The sequence below is a fragment of the Roseateles sp. genome, from assembly GCF_039595295.1.
In the GTDB taxonomy this organism is placed as follows: Bacteria; Pseudomonadota; Gammaproteobacteria; order Burkholderiales; family Burkholderiaceae_C; genus Roseateles.
Genome location: NZ_JBCNLU010000010.1, coordinates 108,126 through 129,399, shown reverse-complemented (window position 1 = coordinate 129,399; position 21,274 = coordinate 108,126). Strand labels below are relative to the sequence as shown.

17 protein-coding genes are annotated in these 21,274 nt (G+C 69.5%); 11 read left to right on the top strand and 6 right to left on the bottom strand.

Annotated elements, in window-relative coordinates; all coding sequences use genetic code 11:
• Nucleotides 1-59: 59 nt before the first annotated feature.
• From ABDW59_RS10245 to ABDW59_RS10235, 3 genes are read right to left on the bottom strand one after another with little or no spacing between them, the layout of a single operon-like run.
• Entirely contained in the window at nt 60-1,838 is a 1,779-nt protein-coding gene (locus ABDW59_RS10245; RefSeq protein WP_343629637.1) for a serine hydrolase domain-containing protein, read from the bottom strand.
• 5 nt (nt 1,839-1,843) lie between these two features.
• Nucleotides 1,844-3,322 carry an MFS transporter gene (locus ABDW59_RS10240; RefSeq protein WP_343629636.1) on the bottom strand — a complete coding sequence of 493 codons (1,479 nt, stop codon included), beginning with the start codon at nt 3,320-3,322 and terminating at the stop codon, nt 1,844-1,846.
• Nucleotides 3,323-3,324: 2 nt separating this feature from the next.
• Nucleotides 3,325-5,757 (bottom strand): TonB-dependent receptor, encoded by a 2,433-nt coding sequence (locus ABDW59_RS10235; RefSeq protein ID WP_343629635.1) that lies wholly within the window; start codon nt 5,755-5,757, stop codon nt 3,325-3,327.
• 217 nt (nt 5,758-5,974) lie between these two features.
• Here ABDW59_RS10235 and ABDW59_RS10230 point away from each other — a divergent pair, with 217 nt between their 5' ends.
• The 3 genes from ABDW59_RS10230 to ABDW59_RS10220 are packed head-to-tail and all read left to right on the top strand — an operon-like array spanning nt 5,975 to nt 10,421.
• A complete protein-coding gene (locus ABDW59_RS10230) occupies nt 5,975-7,657 on the top strand; it encodes a serine hydrolase domain-containing protein (RefSeq protein ID WP_343629633.1) in 1,683 nt (560 codons plus the stop codon).
• Nucleotides 7,654-9,261, top strand: coding sequence for a M81 family metallopeptidase (locus ABDW59_RS10225; RefSeq protein WP_343629632.1), 1,608 nt, complete (start codon nt 7,654-7,656; stop codon nt 9,259-9,261). The genes ABDW59_RS10230 and ABDW59_RS10225 overlap by 4 nt, the downstream gene beginning before the upstream one ends.
• Complete coding sequence (locus tag ABDW59_RS10220) at nt 9,258-10,421, top strand: FAD-dependent oxidoreductase (RefSeq protein ID WP_343629631.1); 1,164 nt, start codon at nt 9,258-9,260, stop codon at nt 10,419-10,421. Before ABDW59_RS10225 ends, ABDW59_RS10220 begins: the two co-directional genes overlap by 4 nt.
• Before the next feature lie 166 nt (nt 10,422-10,587).
• Here ABDW59_RS10220 and dgcA read toward each other — a convergent pair whose 3' ends face one another.
• Nucleotides 10,588-11,574, bottom strand: coding sequence for an N-acetyl-D-Glu racemase DgcA (dgcA, locus tag ABDW59_RS10215; protein WP_343629630.1), 987 nt, complete (start codon nt 11,572-11,574; stop codon nt 10,588-10,590).
• Nucleotides 11,564-12,592, bottom strand: coding sequence for a DUF1611 domain-containing protein (locus ABDW59_RS10210; RefSeq protein WP_343629629.1), 1,029 nt, complete (start codon nt 12,590-12,592; stop codon nt 11,564-11,566). The genes dgcA and ABDW59_RS10210 overlap by 11 nt, the downstream gene beginning before the upstream one ends.
• A gap of 350 nt (nt 12,593-12,942) precedes the next feature.
• Here ABDW59_RS10210 and ABDW59_RS10205 point away from each other — a divergent pair, with 350 nt between their 5' ends.
• The 8 genes from ABDW59_RS10205 to ABDW59_RS10170 all read left to right on the top strand — a co-directional run bounded on the left by ABDW59_RS10205 (nt 12,943) and on the right by ABDW59_RS10170 (nt 20,569).
• Nucleotides 12,943-13,518: an RNA polymerase sigma factor gene (locus ABDW59_RS10205; protein WP_343629627.1), complete on the top strand. Its 576-nt coding sequence runs from the start codon at nt 12,943-12,945 to the stop codon at nt 13,516-13,518.
• On the top strand, nt 13,515-14,600 hold the full coding sequence (locus tag ABDW59_RS10200; protein ID WP_343629625.1) for a FecR domain-containing protein: 1,086 nt from the start codon (nt 13,515-13,517) through the stop codon (nt 14,598-14,600). Before ABDW59_RS10205 ends, ABDW59_RS10200 begins: the two co-directional genes overlap by 4 nt.
• Nucleotides 14,601-14,836: 236 nt before the next feature.
• Nucleotides 14,837-16,558, top strand: a complete 1,722-nt coding sequence (gene pilB / locus ABDW59_RS10195) for a type IV-A pilus assembly ATPase PilB (protein WP_343629624.1) — start codon at nt 14,837-14,839, stop codon at nt 16,556-16,558.
• Nucleotides 16,559-16,684: 126 nt separating this feature from the next.
• Complete coding sequence (locus ABDW59_RS10190) at nt 16,685-17,920, top strand: type II secretion system F family protein (protein WP_343629623.1); 1,236 nt, start codon at nt 16,685-16,687, stop codon at nt 17,918-17,920.
• The gene (locus tag ABDW59_RS10185) at nt 17,921-18,859 is read left to right on the top strand and encodes an A24 family peptidase (protein WP_343629621.1); all 939 of its coding nucleotides are present in this window, start codon (nt 17,921-17,923) and stop codon (nt 18,857-18,859) included. It begins immediately after the preceding gene.
• Between the two features lie 7 nt (nt 18,860-18,866).
• A complete protein-coding gene (gene coaE / locus ABDW59_RS10180; protein ID WP_343629620.1) occupies nt 18,867-19,460 on the top strand; it encodes a dephospho-CoA kinase in 594 nt (197 codons plus the stop codon).
• A gap of 76 nt (nt 19,461-19,536) precedes the next feature.
• Nucleotides 19,537-20,292, top strand: coding sequence for a cell division protein ZapD (zapD, locus tag ABDW59_RS10175; RefSeq protein ID WP_343629619.1), 756 nt, complete (start codon nt 19,537-19,539; stop codon nt 20,290-20,292).
• Between the two features lie 67 nt (nt 20,293-20,359).
• Nucleotides 20,360-20,569, top strand: coding sequence for a DNA gyrase inhibitor YacG (locus ABDW59_RS10170; protein WP_343629617.1), 210 nt, complete (start codon nt 20,360-20,362; stop codon nt 20,567-20,569).
• A 51-nt stretch (nt 20,570-20,620) separates the two neighbouring features.
• On the opposite strand, the gene ABDW59_RS10165 is transcribed toward ABDW59_RS10170, so the two are convergent.
• The gene (locus ABDW59_RS10165) at nt 20,621-21,241 is read right to left on the bottom strand and encodes an HAD-IA family hydrolase (protein ID WP_343629615.1); all 621 of its coding nucleotides are present in this window, start codon (nt 21,239-21,241) and stop codon (nt 20,621-20,623) included.
• Nucleotides 21,242-21,274 lie beyond the last annotated feature (33 nt).

Sequence of the window (21,274 nt, the reverse complement as noted above, 5' to 3'; positions counted from 1 at the left end):
CTCGGGTACTCCAAATGTCCAGGTGTCCAGGTGTCCTGCGGTCGTGCGGTCCGGACGACTTACTGGCCCACGCGCGCGAAGCGCAGGTGGCGGGTGCGAATGCTCTCGACCCGCAGGCCGACGACCGGACTTCCCGGCCCGGCGGCGCGATCCAGGTTGAGCACATTGCTGTTGGCCAGCACGGCCAGCAGCGGCTCGGTCGGGACGAGCAGCATCACCTCGTCGGAGACGGGATGCGCGCGGTAGCGCAGCTGACCATGCCGGCCCTGCACGGTGAAGCTGAGTCCCGCGTCGTCGGCCTCGATCTGTCCGCCGGCGTCGAGGTCCGCGCTGTGGAATGCGCCGACCAAGCCGGGCGCGAGTGACGCCGCCGTGGGCGCGGTCTCCGGCGCCAGCCGCAGGCGCATCAGCTCGCCACCCTCGCGGACCTCCAGGGTTTCGGGCGCTTGCGCGGGATCCACGCCGCTCAGGTCGATCTCGACCGAGCTGGTCGCCGTCTCCATCACGCCGATCCACACGCGATGCCCGATGCCCTTGCGCAGCGGCAGCACATGGCTGCCATGCACCGACACGCCCAGCAGACCGGCGACGGTGCCGAAGCGCATCAGCAGGCCGCTCGCGGGATCGTGATAGTGGCGGCCTTGCAGCCCGGGGAAGGCGTCGGCCGCAACACGCGCCACCGCTTCCTGCGCGGTGAGCGGCAGTTGGTCGGCCAGCAGCAGATCGATCAGCTTGAACGCGACCGCGGCGGGGTTGGCCGCGCAGCCGTTGGTCATGATCGTGATGTCCAGTCCATGCGCCGGCACGGTGATCATCTGCGAGCCGCCGCCCAGCACCGCGCCGTTGTGATGGATCACCTCGACCCCGCGATAGGGATGGCGGATCAGGCCGAAGCCGTAGGGCGTCACCTCGCCCGAGGTCAGCGTCGTCGCCTCCAGCATCTGCGCCCAGCTCTTCGCGGTGCCCACCGTCTTGCGTTCGCTGCGCAGGTGGGCCAGCCAGATGAGCATGTCGTCGACCGTGGAGACCAGCGAGCCGCTGCCCTCGAACTCCGTGGGATAGGTCGCGCGGGTCCAGCGTCCGCGCGCGCCGGGCGCGGCGCCCAGCACCGGCAGGTAGAGACCTGCCAGACCTTCGCGCACATCGAGCACGTTGGGAATCGACTCGGTGTCCAGCATGCCCAGCGGCTCGAAGATGCGCTGGCGCAGGAACTCGGCGAAGCTCAGGCCGCTGACCCGCTCGACGATGCGCGCCAGCATCAGGTAGCCGCCGTTGCTGTAGATCATGCGGGTGCCGGGCTCGTAGTTGAGTTCGCTCTGCCGCGCCATCATCGACAGGCTGATGCCCGCCGGCTGCGGGTTCAGGCCGTTGGCCCAGGCCCAGAGCTCCTCATGACCGCGCCAGCCGCCGGTGTGCTGCATCAGCTGGCGCAGGGTCGGCCCCGCGGCGCTGAGTTCGGGCAGCTCGGGCAGGTGGCGGCGCGCCATGTCGTCGATGTCCAGCTTGCCGTCCTCGGCCAGCAGCAGGATGGCCAGCGCGGTGAAGTGCTTGCTGGTCGAGGCCAGCCGCATGCGCGTGCGCGGCGTGTTGATCACGCCGAGTTCCAGGCTGGCCAGGCCGAAGCCGCGGCGGTACAGCAGCTCGCCGTGGCGGCTGATGCCGATCACCATGCCGGGCTCGTCGGCGCGCAGCAGCGGCTCCAGCGCCGCGTCGATGGTCTTGACCAGCTCGGCCTTGGCGGCGGCGGACGCTGCTGCCGCAGCGCAGGCGTCGGAGGCGGCTGCGGTGGAAGACGGCGCGCCGGCGCGGGAGGTGGTTGTCGAGGTCGAGGTGTTCATCGCGGTCATGAGGTGGCGTTGACTTTCTTGAGCAGCCGCACGAAGGCGGCTTCGGTGGCGCGCAGCAAGGCAGCGCCGGCGAGGCAGCCGGTCAGGGTCGCGGCCACGATGGCCATGGCGAGCCCGTTGGGAATGGACTTGACCGCGTCGGAGATCACGCCGATCGCCAGCGGCCCGAGCACCGCGAAGGGCAGGCTGCCCATCGACAGCAGCCCGATGACGCGGGCGCGCAGATGCGCCGGCGCGACCTCCTGCAGCACGTTGGGCAGCACGACCGCGCCGCAGATCAGCGGCACCAGCAGCAGGCCCAGCAGCAGGAAGACGTCGTTGGCCGAGCGCACGAACAGCAGGCCGATCGAGATCAGCGCCGCGGTGCAATAGCCGATCACCAGCACGCGCACCGGCGCGGCCAGGCCGACGCGGCGCCGCGCCAGTCGCATCGCCTTGACGCCCAGCACGCCGCCGACCAGCGTGCCGGCCATCACCGCGATGCCGATGCCCTGCCCCAGCTGCGCCGGCTGGATGCCGAACTGACGCGCCGCGACGATCGGGATCCAGCTGCCGATCGAGCTCAGTCCCACCGAGGCCAAGCCCGAGCCCGCCACCAGACAGGCCAGCGTGCGCCAATGCGCGCGCAGGTAGTCGCGAAAGCTGATGCCGCCGAGCACGGCGCCGTCCGCGCCGACCGCGGCCACGGGGGCAGCCGCGCGGGAAGTGGATCCCGTGCTCGCGCCGTTGGCATGGCCCTCGACGGGTTCGTCGGACTCGGCGGTCGGCGGCTCATAGCCGGCCGCGGCCTTGCCGCGCGCGCTGCGGATGGTCAGCACCAGCAGGATCACCGGCAGGCCGACGAAGGCCATCACGAAGAAGGTCAGGCGCCAGGTCTCGTAGCCCTGCCAGCCGACCGGCATCAGATGACGCGACTTCTCCACCGCCAGCACGATGCTGCCGCCCAGCACCGCGCCGAGCGCGCTGCCGAAGATCGACGAGATACCGAAGATCGCGTTGGCCAGCACGCGTTGAGCGCGCGGGAAGAGATCGGGGATCAGGCTGTTGGTGATGGGGCCAAGTCCGGCCTCGCCCACGCCCAGTCCGATCGACGCGACGAACAGCATCGTGTAGTCCATCGCCGTGCCGCGCAGCCCGGTGGCCGCGCTCCACACGAGCACGCAGGCGGCGAGCACCAGCCGGCGGTCGTAGCGGTCGCCCAGCCAGCCCAGCGGCAGCGTCGCCAAGCCGGTGAACAGCACCAGCCCGGCGCCCTTGAGCATCCCGATCTGGGTGTCGCTGAGCGACAGCGTGGCCCGCATCGGCTCGGTCAGCAGCGTGACCAGCATCGAATCGACCGATCCGAGGATGGTCGCCACCAGCAGCACGGCCAGCGTATACCAGGACGCGACCCCGGCCTTGCGGGCCGGAATCACCGTCGTAGGGACGTGCGAAGGGGAAGCCGCCGGGTCGGCGGTCGTTGCGAAGAGCGTCATGATCAGAAGGGGACGTTGACGGCCACGCCGATGGTGCGCGGCTCCACCACCACGGCCTTGCCGGCGGTGGCGGAGGCGACGGCGACGGCGGCCAGGCCGCGGCTGTTGGCCAGGTTGCGCACGTAGGCGGAGAGCTGGAAACGCCGATAGTCGATGCCGGCCTGCAGGCCCAGCACCGTGTAGGCCGGCAGCCGGTAGTCCAGCGCCAGCGTGCTGCCGGGGAAGCCGGCGTTGCGCGCGCCGGTGTGGCGCAGATTGGCGCCGAGATAGGCCGGACGGCCGAAGAGCTCGAGGTTGCGCGTGGCCGCCAGCGAGGCGCTGACGCGCGCGGTGTTGGGCAGCCGGTCGCCCGCATGTCCGCCCAGACCCGAGGCGTCGGTGCGCAGCTTGGCGTCGATCAGCGAGAGCGATCCGTCGAAGCGCCAGGCCGCGCTGGGCAGCCAGCTCAGCGCCAGTTCCGCGCCGCGGATGCGCGCTTTGCCCGCGTTGGTGAAGAAGCCGAAGATGCTGCCGTCGGTCACGGTCTGCTGGATGTCGGTCCACTCGATGTCGTAGAGCGCGGCATCGATCACCAGCCGGCGGTCCAGCAGCGCCGCCTTGTAGCCGGCCTCATAGCTCCACAGCGAGTCCGACTTGAACATCGGCTTGATGGTCGGCGAGGTCGTCGGCAGCAGGCCGTTGGGTCCGCCGGGCCGGTAGCCGCTGGCGACGCGGGTGTAGATCGAGTTCTGCGCGTCCAGCTTGTAGCCGGCGGTGGCCAGCCAGGTCGTGGCGGTCTCCTTCGAATCGCCGCCGTTGGACGAGGCGCCGCCCGCGAGCAGGCCGTCAGAGGTGTTGGTGAAGCTCTGCGACATGCGGCCCACGCGCACGCCGCCGGTCAGCGCCAGCGAGGGCGTGGCGTGCCAGGTCACGTCGCCGTAGGCCGCGAGGTCGCGGTAGGTCGCGGGCTTGGTCGTCTCGTAGAGCTTGAGCGAGCCGGGGCCGGTGGCGGTGGCGTATCGGATGCCGCCGTCCACGCTGGAGCGCTCGCGGTTGATGTACAGCCCGGCCAGCCATTCGATGTCGCGCGAGGCGCGCGAGGTCAGGCGGAACTCCTGGCTGACGCGATGCTGCTTGCCGCGGCTGTCGCCCCACACGGAAGTCACCGGCAGACCGGCGCGCACGAGCACCGGCAGGATGGTCGCGGACGCGTCCTGCAGACCGTGCAGCTTCACGTCCTGCACCGAGGTGATGGCGTTGAGCCGCGCCCAGCCCATGTCGTACTCGACGTCCAGACCCAGCAGATGGGTGCGGACGCTGCTGGGCTCCTCGGCGTCCAGCCGGCGCAGGCGCTCGCCCAGCGTGGGCTGGCCGGTGACGAGGTTCAGGTCCTCGTAGTCGTTGCCGACGCGCTTGGCCTCCTGGGACGTCAAGGTCAGGCGCATCGACAAGTTCCGGGCCGGCGTCAGCAAGGCCGAGATCCGCGCGCCGGTCGTGGTGCCGCGATTGACGTTCTTCTGCGCGGCCAACCCGACGGTGTCGTCGTAGCCGCCGAAGCGCGTGGTGTAGGCCGCCACTCGCACCGCCGCCACGTCCTGCTTGATGGGCACGTTCACCACGCCGTTGATGGTGTGGCCCATGCCGCCGTCCCGGGTGGCGCTCAGCGCGACTCGCGCGTTGCCGGAGAACTCGCCGGTGTCGGGCTCGTTGGTGACGTACTTGATCAGGCCGCCCATCGCGCCGGCGCCATACAGCGTGCCCTGCGGGCCGCGCAGGATTTCGATGTGATGCAGGTCCAGCAGGCCCATGTCCAGCGGCGTCACCGCGCCCAGGCCGTAGGGCGCGCTGGAGCCGGTGGCCACGTCGTCGACATAGACGCCGACCGAGGACGCGCCGACCGAGGCCGTCGCCAAGCCGCGGATGCTCAGCGCGCCGGCGAAGGCGCCGCCGTGCGTCAGCGTGACGCCGGGCTGGTTGGCGACGTAATCGCCGAGTTCGCGGGCGCCGGTACGCTCCAGGGTCTCGGTCTGCAGCACGTCGACCTTGAGCGGCACCTCACGCACCGGCTCGCGGCGGCGCGCCGCGCTGACCACGACCGAGTCCAGCGTCGACACGTCGGCGCGCGGCTTCGGATCCTCCGGCGGGCCGACGAACAGCACCATCGCGCCGCTCTCGTCGCGACGCACTTTCAGGCGCGTGCCTTCGAGCAGTCGGGCCAGCGCGTCCTCGGGCGAGAGCTTGCCCTTCAGGCCCTTGGTCGACAGGCCCTTGAGGTCCTCGACCTTGTAGAACAGCTGAACACCGGCCTGGGCGATGTAGGCATCGAGCGCGCTCTTCAGGTCGCCCGCAGCGACGTCGAAATCGCGGCTCTGCGCATGGACGGTGGCGGCAGCGACGACCAGGGTGCAGGCGATGGCCAATCGACGGAGGGACGGGCCGCGTACGCATTTCTTCATTTGGGGGGATCCTCGGTGGGAAAACGATGAACTGCTACCCAACCAAGACGGACGGGCCGTCATATTCCGGCAGCATTTCATCCCCTCTCGGCGTAAACACCTACGCATCGCACGCGGCTCTCATCGAGACCAACCCGAGGGTGTACCGGAAGCGCGCCGCTCGCCCGTCTTGAGGAAGGAGTCCTTCACTCCTTCACCCTTCATACGGGCACGCCTCATGACCCCCACCCCCGACACTCCGCAACCGACCGGCCTGGCGGCCGTCGACGCCCTGCTCCAGCCCTTCAATCGCAGCGACGCGCCGGGCCTGGTCGTGGGCATCGCGCGCGCCGGCAAGATCCTCTATCGACGCGGCGTCGGCCTGGCCAGCATCGAGCAGGGCGTGACCATGTCGCCGCGCACGCGCGTGCGCATCGCCTCCACCAGCAAGCAGTTCACCTGCCTGGCCGTGTTGCTGCTGGCCGAGGACGGGCTGCTGGACATCGACGATCTCGTCTACCGCCATCTGCCGGAGCTGACCGTGCTGCACTCCGCCGGCCCGACGCTACGCCAGCTGATGCAGCACCTGGGAGGATGGCGCACCGACCTGCCCTCGGTCGCGCAAGGCCTGGCCCTGCTGCCCACGGCGGACTGGTCCCGGCCCATCGTCGATCCCAATCGCGAGCTCAACTTCGAGCCGGGCACACGGATGATGTACTCGAACACCGGCTATCAATTGCTGGCGCGGGTGGTCGAGCGCCTGAGCGGCCGCAGCTTCGCGGACTTTCTGCGCGAGCGCATCTTCGCGCCGCTGCGCATGCACGACACCGAGTCGCTCACCAGCGACCTCGAGATCCGCCCCGGCATGGCGATGCAGTACCAGGCGCAGCCGGTCTCGGTCGGCGGGGGCTTGCGTCGCGGCATCTATCCGAGCGAGCTGCGCGGCAGCGGCTCGCTGGTCTCCACCGTCGACGACATGCTGCGCTGGCTGGCGCATCTGCGCAGCCCGAGCAAGATCGTCGGCAGCCCCGACAGCTGGTCCCGCATGATCGAGCGGCCGACGCTGTCCACCGGCGTGCGCCTGCCCTACGCGCTGGGCCTGATCCGCCACGACTATCGCGGCGTCGAGGTCATCCAGCATTCGGGTGCGGTGCTGGGCGCGACCTCGCAGATGATCACCGTCCCCGCGCACGGGCTGGACATCGTCATCCTGGTCAACGGCGCGCCGGTCTCGCCGGTGGCGCTGGCCTTCCAGATCATCGATGCGCTGCTGGGCGACGCGCTGGGCGATCCGTCCGTCCACGTCCCGGCCGAGCCCCACGCGGCGCTGCTGGGTCGGCGCTATCACTCGCCGGAGACCGGCGCGGTGTTCGGCTTCGAGGATGCGGGCGGCAAGCTCGGACTCAGCTGGCTGGGGGGACGCGGCATGCCACTGCGCCAGATCAACGGCGCGGCCGTCGTGCCCTGCGAGGACAGCGCGCTGAGCCCGCTGGGGCTGTCGCTCGAAGAGCTCGCGAGCGAGACCGCGCCGCAAGTCCTGACCCTCGATGACGGCGGCCGACTGCTGCGCTGCGCGCTGCTGCCCGAGCAGGCGCCCAGCATCGCCTCGCTGGCGTCCACGCTCGTCGGCCGCTACCTGGCGCCGGATCTGGCGATCGAGGTGCCGGTCGAGATCGAAGGCGAGGGCGCGGACATGCAGGTCGTGGTGCGCCTGCACGGCCCGCATGGCCGCAGCGCCTATCGCCTGGAGCCGCTGTCGTCTGACGTGATGCTGGCCATTCCCACGGATGGGCTGTTCTCCGGCATGGGCGGCGCGAGTGTCGTCAACATCGATCGCGAGGGCGATCGCGTCGTCGGCCTGCGCCTGGACGCGCCGCGCCTGAGCCGCCTGCGCTTCATCCGCGAGGAGGCCCTTGCATGAACAGCGTCAGCATGACCGGCACCGCCAGCACGACCGGCACGACCAACAAGAACAATGAGAGCGAGAGCAGCATGAGCACCACGACGAGCACCACGAGCACAAGCGGCAAGAAGAAGATCTTCGCCGCCTTCCTGGCCACCGAGACCAACACCTACGCCGCCGCGCCCACGGGCTGGGGCTGCTTCCAGGAGTACGGCATCCATCGCGGCGACGCGAGCACGCGCGACCCGTTGGGCATCGGCGGCTCGATGGTCGAGCTGCGCCGCCTGCTCGGCGCCGACGGCCATGAGCTGATCGAGAGCCTGAGCGCCTTCGCCCAGCCGCTGGGCCGCACGGTGCGCGCGGTCTATGAGCAGCTGCGCGACGACATCCTGGCCGACCTGCGCGCGTGCGGCCCGGTGGACGGCGTGATCCTGATCCTGCACGGCGCGATGGTGGCGGACGGCTACGACGACTGCGAGGGCGACCTCATCGCCCGCGTGCGCGAGATCGTCGGCCCCGCCGTGCCCATCGGCGTGGAGCTCGATCTGCACTGCCACTACACCGCGCTGATGCAGCGCTCGGCGGACGTGATCATTGCCTACAAGGAGTACCCGCACATCGACGCGACGCCGCGTCTGCAGGAGCTGTTGCGCATCGTGCTCGATGCGAGCGCCGGTCGGGTGAAGCCCACCGCGGCGATGTTCGATTGCAAGATGGTCGGCCTGTGGCACACGACGCGCGAGCCCATGGCCGGTTTCGTCCGGCGCATGCAGGCGGTGGAGCAGCAGCCCGGCGTGCTGTCGGTGTCGCTGGGTCACGGCTTCCCCTGGGGCGACGTGCCCGAGTCGGGCGCGCGGCTGTGGGTTGTCACCGACGACGATGCCGCGCTCGCCGCCTCGCTGGCCGAGCAGCTGGGCCGCGAGTTCTGGGCGCTGCGCGAGCAGACCGCCACGCCGATGCTGCAGATCGACGCGGCGCTGGATCGCGCCGCGGAGGTCGTGGGAGGGCCAGTGGTCATCGCCGACATCGCGGACAACGCCGGCGGCGGCGCGATGAGCGACAGCAGCTTCATCCTGCAGGCGCTGCTGACCCGCGAGGTGAGGGACGCGGCGATCGGCGCGTTCTGGGATCTCGGCGGGATCCAGCTGTGCCGCGATGCCGGCGTGGGCGCGCGCATCGCGCTGCGGCTGGGCGGCAAGTGCGGGCCGGCCTCGGGGACGCCGGTGGATCTGGACGTCACGGTGATGGCGGTGCTCGACGACCATCAACAGATCGGCCTGAACTCGAACGACGAGATCGCGCCGCTGGGCGCCAGCGTCTGGGTGCGGACCACGGGCGGGCTGGACATCGTGCTGGTCAGCGTGCGCAGCCAGACCTTTTCGCCGACGGTGTTCACCGGCCTGGGCATGGACCTGAGCGCCAAGCGGGTGATCGTCGTGAAGTCGACGCAGCACTTCCACGCGCAGTTCGCGCCGCTGGCCAAGGAGATCCTCTACGTCACCACGCCCGGCGCGATCGACATGGACTTCGCCCGGCTGCCCTACCGCGTGCGCGATCTCGACTACTGGCCGCGCGTGGCCGATCCGCACGGCTTCGCCGTCAGGGACGGAGCGCGCGCATGAGTTCGGCCGACATGACTGGGACCGAGATCACCTCGGCCGACTGCCTCGTCATCGGCGGCGGCATCGCGGGCGCGTCCGTGGCGCGCTGGCTGGCGCCGCATGCGCGCACCATCGTGCTGGAGCGGGAGAGCCAGCCCGGATATCACGCGACGGGGCGCTCGGCCGCGCTGTTCATGGAGAGCTACGGCAATCCGCAGGTGCGCGCCCTGACGCGCGCCAGCCGCGCCTTCTTCGAGCAGCCGCCGGCGGGTTACTCCGACCATCCGCTGCTGACGCCGCGGGGGGCGCTGTTCGTCGCCACCGAGGCGCAACGCGAGCCGTATGAGCATCACTGGGAGGTCTTGCGCGCGATCACGCCGAATGCGCATCGGCTCGGCGCCGACGAGGCCTGCGCGATGGTGCCGGTGCTGCGGCGCGAGCTGCTGCACGGCGCGATCCATGAGCCCGAGGCGGTCGACATGGACGTGCACGCGCTGCACCAGGGTTTTCTGCGCGAGCTCCGACGGGAAGGCGGACGGCTGGTCTGCGATGCGGAGGTCACGGCGATCGAGCGGCATGGCGCGGACTGGCGCGTGCGCGCCGGCGGGCAGGTCTACCAGGCGCCGGTGCTGATCAACGCGGCGGGGGCTTGGGCCGACGTGATCGCGGGGCTGGCGGGCGTGCGGCCCATCGGGCTGGAGCCGCGGCGGCGCTCGGCGTTCATGTTCGCGGCGCCGGCCGGGATGGACACGCATGCCTGGCCGCTGGTGTTCGGGGCGGACGAGGACTGGTACATCAAGCCGGATGCGGGCTTGCTGTTGGGGTCGCCCGCGAATGCGGATCCGGTGGCGCCGCATGATGTGCAGCCGGAGGAGCTGGACGTCGCGCTGGCCATTCATCGGATCGAGGAGATGACGACGATGACGATCCGGCGGCCCAGCCACACCTGGGCGGGACTGCGGTCCTTCGTCGCGGATGGGGGATTGGTGGGGGGATTCGATGAGGAGGCGGCGGGGTTCTTCTGGCTGGCCGGACAAGGCGGCTATGGGATCCAGACTTGCGCCGCGATGGGGGAAGCCTGTGCGGCCTTGGCGCTGGGGCGGCCGCTGCCGCAGCGGCTGGTGGACTTCGGGTTGAGCGCGGCGATGTTGTCGCCGACCCGATTGACGGGCCGTTCTTAGCCCCTCGCCCACGGAGTGGGAGAGGGGTTGGGGTGAGGGCCGTGGCACACCAGAGCCTCGACCCTCTTCGAATGCCAACGGCGCTTGCGAAGGCCAACGGCGCTCGCTGCCTGCACCGGCCCTCACCCCAACCCCTCTCCCGCAAGCGGGCGAGGGGCTATGCGCCTCACCCCCAGAGCCCTGCCTCCGCCCCCTCCAACATCGCGCCCTCATACCGCATCGCCGGCGACCGATCCGCGCTCATGAGCATCGGCCCGTCCAGATCCACATACGCGCAATCCTGCGCGATCAAATGCGCCGGCGCCATCGCCAACGACGTCCCCCCCATATTCCCCACCATCAGCCCGAAGCCCATCCTCTTCGCCTCGGCCGCCAACGCCAAGCCCTCGGTCAACCCGCCCGACTTGTCGAGCTTGATGTTCACGTACTGATACCGCCCCGCCAGCGCCGGCAGCGAGCGCCGATCCACGCAGGACTCATCCGCCGCCAGCGGAATCGGCGAGCTCAACCCATCGAGCTCGGCATCCTGCCCACGCTCCACCGGCTGCTCGATCAGCTCCACCCCCTGAGCCTGCAGCTCCGGCAGGATGCGCTCGAGCAGTTCCCGGCTCCAGGCCTGATTCGCATCGATCACCAGCCGCGCCGCCGGATGCTCCTCCCGCGCGAATCGCACCATGTCCAGATGCCGCGTTCCGTCCGCCTTCAGCTTGAGCAGCGGCAGATGCCGCGCCGCGCGAATCTTGCGTCGCACATCCGCCTCGCTTCCCAAACCGATCGTGTAAGCCGTGAGCACCGGCTCCACGCGCGACAGCCCTGCCATCCGCCAGGCGGCCCTGCCCGCCTGCTTCGCCCGCAGGTCCCACAACGCGCAATCCAGCGCGTTGCGCGCCCCGCCTGGCGGCAGCAAGCTCATCAGCTCGGCGCTGCTCAGATCCACCTGCAGCCGCCCGCGCACCGCTTCGATCTGCTCGGCCATCGTGGCCTGCGTCTCGCCCTTGTAGGGCACGCCGGTCGCCTCGCCGTAGCCGCTCCGGCCCTGCTCATCCCGTAGACGCACGACCAGCACCTTGATCTCGGTCATCACGCCGCGCGAGATCTCGAAGGGTTCACGCAGGGGCCAGCTCTCGCCGGCCAGGGTGCATTCAAGCAACATGGGACAGCTCCTCGGAGGAATGGATCGCGTCGGCCAGGCGCTCGACGCCGCCGCGCAGGGGATCGACGACGGGCAGGCCCAGCTCGGCCTCGACCCGCTCGCGATAGAGCCGCCACTCGTCATCGCTCAGCGCCGACGAGTTGACGCTCACGCCGACGCAGCGCACCGCCGCGTTGGTCAGGCGGCCGGCGCGCAGATAGGCCTCGATGGCTTCGTCCAAGGACGGCAGGGGGAAGTCCGGCAGGCTGGCGATGTGCTCCCGCCCGACGTGATGGCACAGCACCAGCGCATCGGGCTGCGAGCCGTGCAGCAGACCAAGCGTCACCCCGGCATAGGCGGGATGGAACAGCGAGCCCTGGCCCTCGATCACGTCCCAATGATCGGGCGCGTTGTCGGGCGAGAGCTGCTCGGCCACGCCGGCGACGAAGTCCGACACGACCGCGTCGATCGCCACGCCGCTGCCGGAGATCATCACGCCGGTCTGGCCGGTCGCGCGGAAGCAGGCCGCCACGCCGCGGGCCTGCAGCGCGCGCGTCAGCGCCAGCGCGGTGTACTTCTTGCCCAGCGCGCAGTCCGTGCCCACCGTCAGCACGCGCCGCCCGCGACGCTTGCGGCCGGTGCCGGTGACGCGCGGCCAAGCGCCGTGGCGCACGTCGTGCAGTTGCGCGCCCGCCAAGCGCGCGGCATCGGCCAGTCCGGGCAGATCGCTCAGGCGCTGGTGCAGACCGCTGACGATGTCCAACCCGGCGCGCACCGCGTCCAGCAGCGTCGGCAGCCAGTGCGCCGGCAGCTTGCCGCCCACCGGCGCGATGCCGATCAGCAGCGAGCCGGCACCGGCCGCCGCGGCCTCGGCGATGGTCATCGCCGGCTTGCCGGTGCTGACGCGGGCGTCGGGGAAGGCAAGCTCCCCCAGCACGTCCTCGGGGCACCAGTCGGCGACGCCGAAAGCGGTCTTCGCATCGACGGCGGAGCTCACGTCGCCGAGGAAGATCAGATAGGGTTTACGCAATACAAGCATGTCGGAACCATCCGCGGAGAAAAGGAAAACGAAGAAGGACCGCGAGCGCTCCGATGCGCTCGGGAGCCATCGGAAGCCATCGGGGGAAAGGGGCGCTCGGGCGCCGCGCGCCGCCAGTACGGCGATCGGTACCCGGGTCGGAGCCCGGGCTCGGACGCCATGGGGCTGCTGTCTTTGAAGACGAGGGGCGGACGGACTTCCGCGCCGCCTCCGGGTATTCCCCCGGTCGATGCGGGCGGGCGCAGAATCTTTGCGCCGCCCGTACCGGATTTGCGTTCGCGCTTCGTCTTGAATGACAGGCGGACACCGTCCACAGATCGTGGCGAGCCCCGTCGGCATGAGGAGCCGTGTTGAACACCGATGAGTTGAACGCCTGGTTCGTGGATGAAGTGCTGCCCCAGGAGGCCATGCTGGAACGATTTCTCAGACGCAACTGGCGCGACATGGACGAGATCCCCGACCTGCGCCAGGAGATCTATGCCCGCGTCTATGACGGCTGCGCCCGCTGCAAGCCCGAGTCCGCCCAGGCCTTCCTGCTCACGACCGCCCGCAATCTGCTGATCGACCGCGCCCGGCGCGCGCAGATCGTGTCCATCGAGACCTATGCCGACATCGAGGCCCTGGCCCCCACGCTGGACGAGCTCAGCCCCGAGCGCCATCTGGCTGCCCGCAGCGAGCTCAAGTTGCTGCAGCTGGCGCTGAACCTGCTGCCCGCGCGATGTCGCGAGGTGATCGAGCTGCGCAAGATCGAAGGTCTGTCGCAGCGCGAGGTCGCCGCGCGCATGGGCATCACCGAGGACACGGTGGAGCGTCAGGTGTCCAAGGGCGTGCGCGCCCTGGCCCAGGCGCTGCAGTCCACGGGGCAAGGCAGCGGCGGCGCCACGCCGGCGGCCGCTTCGCTGCGAAAGGGACGGAAAACACAATGAAGTACAAAAGCAGTGATCTGAACGACATCGAGGCCTGCGCGGCCGACTGGATCGCGGAGCGCGATCGCTCGGACGGGCAGCTCCCGCCCGAGCGCCGCACCGCGCTGGATTCATGGCTGGCCGCGTCGACCGCGCACCGCATCGCCTACCTGCGCCTGGAGCAGGCCTGGGAGCGGGCCAACCGGCTGCGCGCGCTGCAACCCAGCGCGCCGCCGCTCGCCACGCCCGAGCCGCGGCGGCCGGACGTCCACGGCGAGAGCGCCGGCCGCAAGCCCGGCTGGATGTCGGGTGGGACATCCGGTGGGCCGTCCGCCTGGACGTCGGCCGGAGCGCCGGGCTGGTTGTCGACGCGCCTCGCCCTGCGCGGCGCGGCCGGCGTGGGTCTGGCGACCCTGGCCCTGGTGCTGGGGCTGCAGTTCATCGGCCCGCGCCCGGACACCGTCGACTACGCCACCGCCCGCGGCCAGCGCGAGTCGGTGATGCTGGCCGACGGCTCCAGGCTGACCCTGAACACCGCCACCCAGGTGCGCACCGAGGTCACGCCGCAATCCCGCCAGGTCTGGCTGCAGAGCGGCGAAGCCTTCTTCGACATCGCCCACGACGCGCAGCGCCCCTTCGTCATCCACGCCGGCAAGCAGCGGGTGACGGTGCTGGGGACCAAGTTCTCGCTCCAGCGGGACGGGGACAAGCTGCGGGTGACGGTGCTGGAGGGGCGCGTCCAGGTGCAGACCGACCAGCCCAGCAGTCGCCCCACCGTGCTGGCGCGCGCCGACACCGCGGTGGCCGAGGCCGACAACCTGCTGGTGACCCGCGTCTCGCCCCAGCAGCTGTCCGCCCGGCTGGGCTGGCTGCAGGGCAAGCTGGTGCTCAACGAGGTCACGCTGGCCGAGGCCGCCCGCCAGTTCAACCGCTACGGCAAGAAGCAGCTGGTCATCCAGGACGCCGCCGCCGAGCGCATCGTCATCGGCGGCGTGTTCGAGGCGGGCAATGTCGAAGCCTTCGCACGCCTGCTGCATGCGGGCTTCGGCCTGCAGGTCCGGGACGTAGGCGAGGAGATCCAGGTGTCCAGCGCGGGGTCGTGAAGGCCCGATGAACGATGTCCATGGCGGGGCGACGGCCGGTTGCCCCAGGGGGCCAGGTGTTGACGCTGCAACATTCCGGGCTCAATTTCCAGTGCCCGAAGTCGATATTGCACGGAGCGTCCGTCTTCGGTGAGACACCGGGTCGGCCCCGCCGTCGACCGCCTGCCCATGGGGGTACAGTGCAGGGTTGATCCGGCACAGCCGGAGCGCGGCAACTCAACCCGATCGCGACATCCGTGGATACCACCCTGGCCGAACCTCCCCAGTCCGCCCTTTCCGGCGTGGCGCGCGTGCTCGTGCACGCGGGCAAGCTCAAGCCGACGGCGGCCGAGGACCTGGTCCGCCTGGCACGCGAGAAGAAGATCAGCTTCGTCAACGCGGTGATCGCCGCGGGCGCGGTGTCCTCGATCGACCTGGCCCACACGCTGTCCCACGCGCTGGCGCTGCCGCTGTTGGACCTGAACGCGATCGACGCGCACAAGCTGCCGCAGAACATCATCGACGCCAAGCTCGCCGCCCAGTATCAGGTGGTGGTGCTGGCGCGGCGCGGCAACCGGCTGTTCATCGGCGGGGCCGACCCGACCGAGCAGGAGGTCGTCGAGCGCATCAAGTTCGCGACCCAGCTCACGCCCGAATGGATCATCGTCGAGCACGACAAGCTCGCGAAGCTGCTGGGCATCGCCGCGGCCAGCGCCTCGGAAGCGCTGGAGGCCATGTCGGGCGAGGAATTCGACTTCGACATCGCCGAGGAAGAAACCGCCCCCGCCGAAGAGTCGCAGGACATCACCGATGTCGAGGACGCCCCGGTCGTCCGTTTCCTGCAGAAGATGCTGGTGGACGCCATCAACATGCGGGCGTCCGACCTTCACTTCGAGCCCTACGAGTACCACTACCGCGTCCGCTTCCGCGTCGACGGCGAACTGCGCGAGATCACCCAACCCCCGATCGCCATCAAGGACAAGCTGTCCTCACGGATCAAGGTCATCTCGCGCCTGGACATCGCCGAGCGCCGCATCCCGCAGGACGGCCGGATGAAGCTGAAGTTCGGCTCCAAGGCGATCGACTTCCGGGTCTCGACCCTGCCCACGCTGTTCGGCGAGAAGATCGTGATCCGGATCCTGGACCCGTCCTCGGCCAAGCTCGGCATCGAGGCGCTGGGCTACGAGAAGATCGAGAAGGAGCGGCTGCTGCAGTGCATCCACCGCCCCTACGGGATGATCCTGGTCACCGGCCCGACGGGCTCCGGCAAGACGGTGTCGCTGTACACCTGCCTGAACATCCTGAACCAGCCCGGCACGAACATCTCGACCGTCGAGGACCCGGCGGAAATCAACCTGCCCGGCATCAACCAGGTCAACGTCAACGACAAGGCGGGGCTGACCTTCTCCGCCGCGCTCAAGGCCTTCCTGCGTCAGGATCCGGACATCATCATGGTCGGCGAGATCCGGGATCTCGAGACCGCCGACATCGCCATCAAGGCCGCGCAGACCGGCCACATGGTGATGTCGACGCTGCACACCAACGACGCGCCCAAGACGCTGACGCGTCTGCTGAACATGGGCGTGGCCCCGTTCAACATCGCGTCCAGCGTGCTGCTCATCACCGCCCAGCGCCTGGTGCGCCGGCTGTGCGAGAACTGCAAGGCGCCCGCGGACTATCCGCGCGAGGCCATGCTGCGCGCCGGCTACGCGGAAGAGGATCTGGACGGCAGTTGGAAGGCCTACCGCGCGGTAGGTTGCTCAAGTTGCAACAATGGTTATCGCGGACGTGTCGGTCTTTACCAAGTGATGCCCATCAGCGAGGCGATCCAGCGGATCATCCTGGCCGAGGGAACGGCCCTGGACATTGCCGATCAAGCGCGCCTGGACGGCGTGCGGGATCTGCGGCAGTCGGGGCTGGTCAAGGTCCGGCTGGGCGTCACGACCCTGGAAGAGGTATTGGCGGCCACCAACGAATGACCCGGAACGCAAACGCGGCTGTTGCGGCCGCGTTGTCGCGTAGGGGGTGAGGTCGTGAGGGCCGACCGATCAACGAGTCAAAGACATTGGGAGCGCCGCTGACCCGGCGCGACGGCAGGAGGTGATATGGCGACGACCACCGCAGGCGCTAAGGGCGCCGGCAAGGGCATCAAGGAATTCATCTTCGAGTGGGAAGGCAAGGACCGCAACGGCAAGATCGTTCGCGGCGAGATGCGCGCCGGCGGCGAGGCTGTCATCAGCGCCTCCTTGCGCCGCCAGGGCATCCTGGTCACGAAGGTCAAGAAGCGCCGCGGCTCCGGCGGCAAGAAGATCAAGCAGAAGGACATCGCCGTCTTCACGCGCCAGCTGGCGACGATGATGCGCGCCGGCGTCCCGCTGCTGCAGGCTTTCGACATCGTCGCCCGCGGCAGCAGCAACCCGCGCCTGACCAAGCTGCTCAACGACATCCGTCAGGACGTGGAGACCGGCACCTCGCTGTCGGCCGCGTTCCGCAAGCACCCGCTCTACTTCGACGCGCTGTACTGCAACCTGGTGGAGGCCGGCGAGTCGGGCGGCATCCTGGAAGCGCTGCTGGACCGGCTGGCCATCTATCAGGAAAAGACCGTCGCGCTGAAGGCCAAGATCAAGTCGGCGCTGACCTACCCGATCGCGGTGATGGTCGTGGCCTTCGTGGTCACGGCGGTGATCATGATCTTCGTGATCCCGGCCTTCAAGGACGTGTTCAAGTCCTTCGGCGCCGACCTCCCCGCCCCGACGCTGTTCGTGATGGCGATGTCGGAGTTCTTCGTCTCGTATTGGTACCTGATCTTCGGCGCCCTGGGTGGCGGCTTGTACTTCTTCTTCCAGTCCTGGAAACGGTCCGAGAAGATGCAGAAGTTCATGGACCGCCTGCTGCTGAAGATCCCCATCTTCGGTCCGCTGATCTACAAGGCCGCCGTGGCGCGCTGGACGCGCACGCTGGCGACGATGTTCGCGGCCGGCGTTCCGCTGGTGGAGGCGCTGGACTCGGTGGGCGGGGCCTCGGGCAACGCGGTCTTCGTCGAGGCGACGGACAAGATCCAGCGCGACGTGTCGACCGGCGCGTCGCTGACCACCTCGATGCAGACGACCGGCATCTTCCCCATCATGGTGCTGCAGATGGCCTCGATCGGCGAGGAGTCCGGCTCGCTGGACCACATGCTGGGCAAGTCGGCCGACTTCTACGAGGAAGAGGTGGACGAGGCCGTGAAGGCGCTGTCCAGCCTGATGGAGCCGATCATCATCGTGTTCCTGGGCTCGGTCATCGGCGGCATCGTCGTGGCGATGTATCTGCCCATCTTCAAGCTCGGTCAGGTGGTTTGAGTGCTGGATCCGCAGATGCAGGAGATCCTGCTGTCGTGGTGGTTCCTGGGTCTGATCGGTCTGTGCGTAGGCAGCTTCCTGAACGTCGTGATCTACCGGCTGCCGGTGCTCATGCATCGCGAGTGGCTGGGCGAGTACGCCGAGCAAATGCAGAAGGAGGACGAGCTGCGCGACTACGGCGGCCTGGACGAGCCGCGCGCCGCGCAGGTCGCGCAGGCCGCGAAGCTGCTGGACGACTCGCTGCAGCAGCTCCCGGTCATGTCGCTGTCCCGGCCGGCCTCGCGCTGCCCGCACTGCGGCCATCAGCTGCGCTGGCATGAGAACCTCCCGCTGCTGGGCTGGCTGCGTCTGCGGGGCCGCTGCTCGTCCTGCGGCGCGCGCATCTCGATGCGCTATCCATTCATCGAGCTGTTGACCGGTCTGCTGTTCGCCGGCATCGCCTGGAACTTCAATGGTCAGCCGGCGGCGGTGCTGTACTGCGGCTTCGCCGCTGCCCTGGTGGCGCTGGCGGGCATCGACTGGGACACCACGTTCCTGCCCGAGGGCATCAACCAGCCGCTGCTGTGGGTGGGCTTGTTCCTGTCCGTGATCGGCTGGACCCCTGTCAATCCGCATGACGCGGTGATGGGCGCGATCGTCGGGTATCTGCCGCTGTGGCTGCTGTACTGGGGCTACAAGATCCTGTTCAACAAGGAAGGCATGGGCTACGGCGACTTCAAGTTGCTGGCGGGCATCGGCGCCTGGCTGGGCTGGCAGCTGATCCTCCCCGTGGCCCTGGCGGCGTCCGTCGTCGGCACCTTCGTCGGCCTCACGATGAAGTGGCGCGGCGATCTGCGCGACGGCCGCTATGTCCCCTTCGGTCCCTTCCTGGCGGGCGGCGCGCTGCTGGTGCTGCTGGTCGGACCGGGCCGCATCATCACCTGGTGGCTGCACCCGTGAGGCCCGCATGCGCATCGGCCTGACCGGCGGCATCGGCAGCGGCAAGAGCACCGTCGCCCAGGCGCTGGTCGCGCAAGGCGGCGCGCTGCTGGTCGACACCGACGCGATCTCGCGCGCGTTGACGCTGCCCGGCGGCGCGGCGATGCCCGCGATCGCGGCGAGCTTCGGCCCCGGCTTCGTCGCCGCCGATGGCGCGCTGGACCGCGCCGCCATGCGCGAACTCGCCTTCCGCGACTCCGATGCCAAGCGCCGGCTCGAGGCCATCCTCCATCCGATGATCGGCGACGAGACCACGCGCCAGGCCGCGCTCGCCGCGCCGGGTCAACACGTGGTCTTCGACGTGCCGCTGCTGGTCGAGTCCGGCCGCTGGCGCCGCCTCGTGGACCGCGTCGTGGTGGTGGATTGCAGCGAGTCCACGCAGATCGCGCGCGTGATGGCCCGCTCTGGCCTGAGCGAGGCGGCCGTGCGGGCCATCCTCGCGCAACAGGCCAGCCGCACTGAACGGCGCGCCGCCGCCGATGCCGTCATCCACAACGACGGCCTCACGCTGGAGCAGCTGCAGGCCGAGGTCGGCGCGCTGCTGCGCAGTCCCCTGTTCTGACCACCCCTCACCCGATCGGGGTGATGCGGCGCGGCACTGTGGAACAATGGCCGCTTGCCGCAAAGGGATGGTCGACTTGGTCCTCTACGAATATCCGTTCAACGAGAGCATCCGCACGATGCTCAGGCTGGAACATCTGTTCGATCGGCTTGGTCAGTTGATGGCGCGCGACACCGCGCTGGACCATCACTACGCGCTCGCCACCATCTTCGAGGTGATGGACGTGGCGTCCCGCGCCGACCTCAAGGCCGACCTGCTCAAGGATCTGGAGCGTCATCGCAGCCAGTTCAACAGCTACCGCGGCAACCCGGCGGTGTCCGAGGCGGTGCTGGACGAGGTCGTCGGCCGCATCGACGCGGCGTTCGACAAGCTCAATCAGCTGCCCGGCAAAGCCGGCCACATCCTGACCACCAATGAGTGGCTGATGAGCATCCGCAGCCGCATCTCGATTCCCGGCGGCACTTGCGAGTTCGACCTCCCGGCGTATTACTCCTGGCAACAGCTGCTGCCGGTGCGGCGCCGCAACGACCTGATGCAATGGGCGCAGACGCTGATGCCGCTGGCCGAGGCGCTGAACGTGCTGCTCGGCCTGCTGCGCGACAGCGGCTCCCCTCACAAGGTGGCGGCGCAGACCGGCCAGTACCAGCAGAGCCTGCCGCCCGGCCGCAGCTTCCAGCTGCTGCGCATGCGCATCGACCCGAGCCTGGGCCTGGTGCCAGAGATCAGCGGCCATCGGCTGATGGTGTCCATCCGGCTGATGCGCCAGGACGAGGACGGACGCTTGAAACCGGCGCCGGTCGACGCTACTTTCGAACTGACCCTCTGCTCCTGACCCGCCCGTCGCGCCGACGCGTCCCTCGCGACGAAGGCGCTTCCCGGCACCGACTTCCGTTTCCGCCATGCCCGAGAAATTCATTCCCGCCACGCCGGCGCCGCGCATCGTCCCCTGCCCCACCTGTGGCGGCGACAGCATCTTCGCGCCCAGCAACCTCTGGCGCCCGTTCTGCAGCGAGCGCTGCCGGCTGGTCGACCTCGGTCACTGGTCCGACGAGTCCTTCCGCGTGGCCGCCCCGCCCACGACCATCGACGAGGACGAGTCCTCCAAGTAAACGAAAAAACCGGCCGTCAGGCCGGTTTTGCATGGTGCCGACCCGGTCGGATCAAGCCGGCAGCAGCTCGCGCCGCACCAGGTCCTCGCGCGCCAGCTCGGGCGTCGTGAACAGGTGGGTGTGCCAGCCCAGCGCCTTCGCGGCCGCGATGTTGCCCGGGTGGTCGTCGAGGAAGAACAGCTCCTCCGGCTTCGCGTCGAACTGCTCGCAGGCCAGATCGAAGATCTCGCGCGAGGGCTTGGACTGCTTGACCCGGCCCGAGAACACGCCCGACACGAACCAGTCCTTCAGCGGGAAGCTCTGCTCGAGATAGTCCGCGTAGGGCTCCGGCATGTTGGACAGGAAGTGCAGCGTGTGGCCTTGCGCCTTGAGCTCCTGGATCAGCGCGGCCGAGCCCTCGATCAGGCGCAGCTCCGACGGGACCGCGTCCATCACCGCGACGATCTCCTCGCGCGGCCAGCCGGTGCGGGCATGGATGCGGTCGGCGGTGGTCGGCGCATCGATCAGGCCCTGGTCGAAAGCGCCCCAGTCGCCGCTGTAGTCCTGAAACAGGTCCTTGGCGAGCGCGGCGCCCTGGATCTCGTCGGCGGCACGATGGGCCCACACGCGGGCCAGGAAGCTCGGCGGATGCCAGCGGAACAGCACCGCGCCAAAGTCGAAAACAATCTTCATGCTCTGAATCTCTGGGGGCCGAGCCTGTACGGC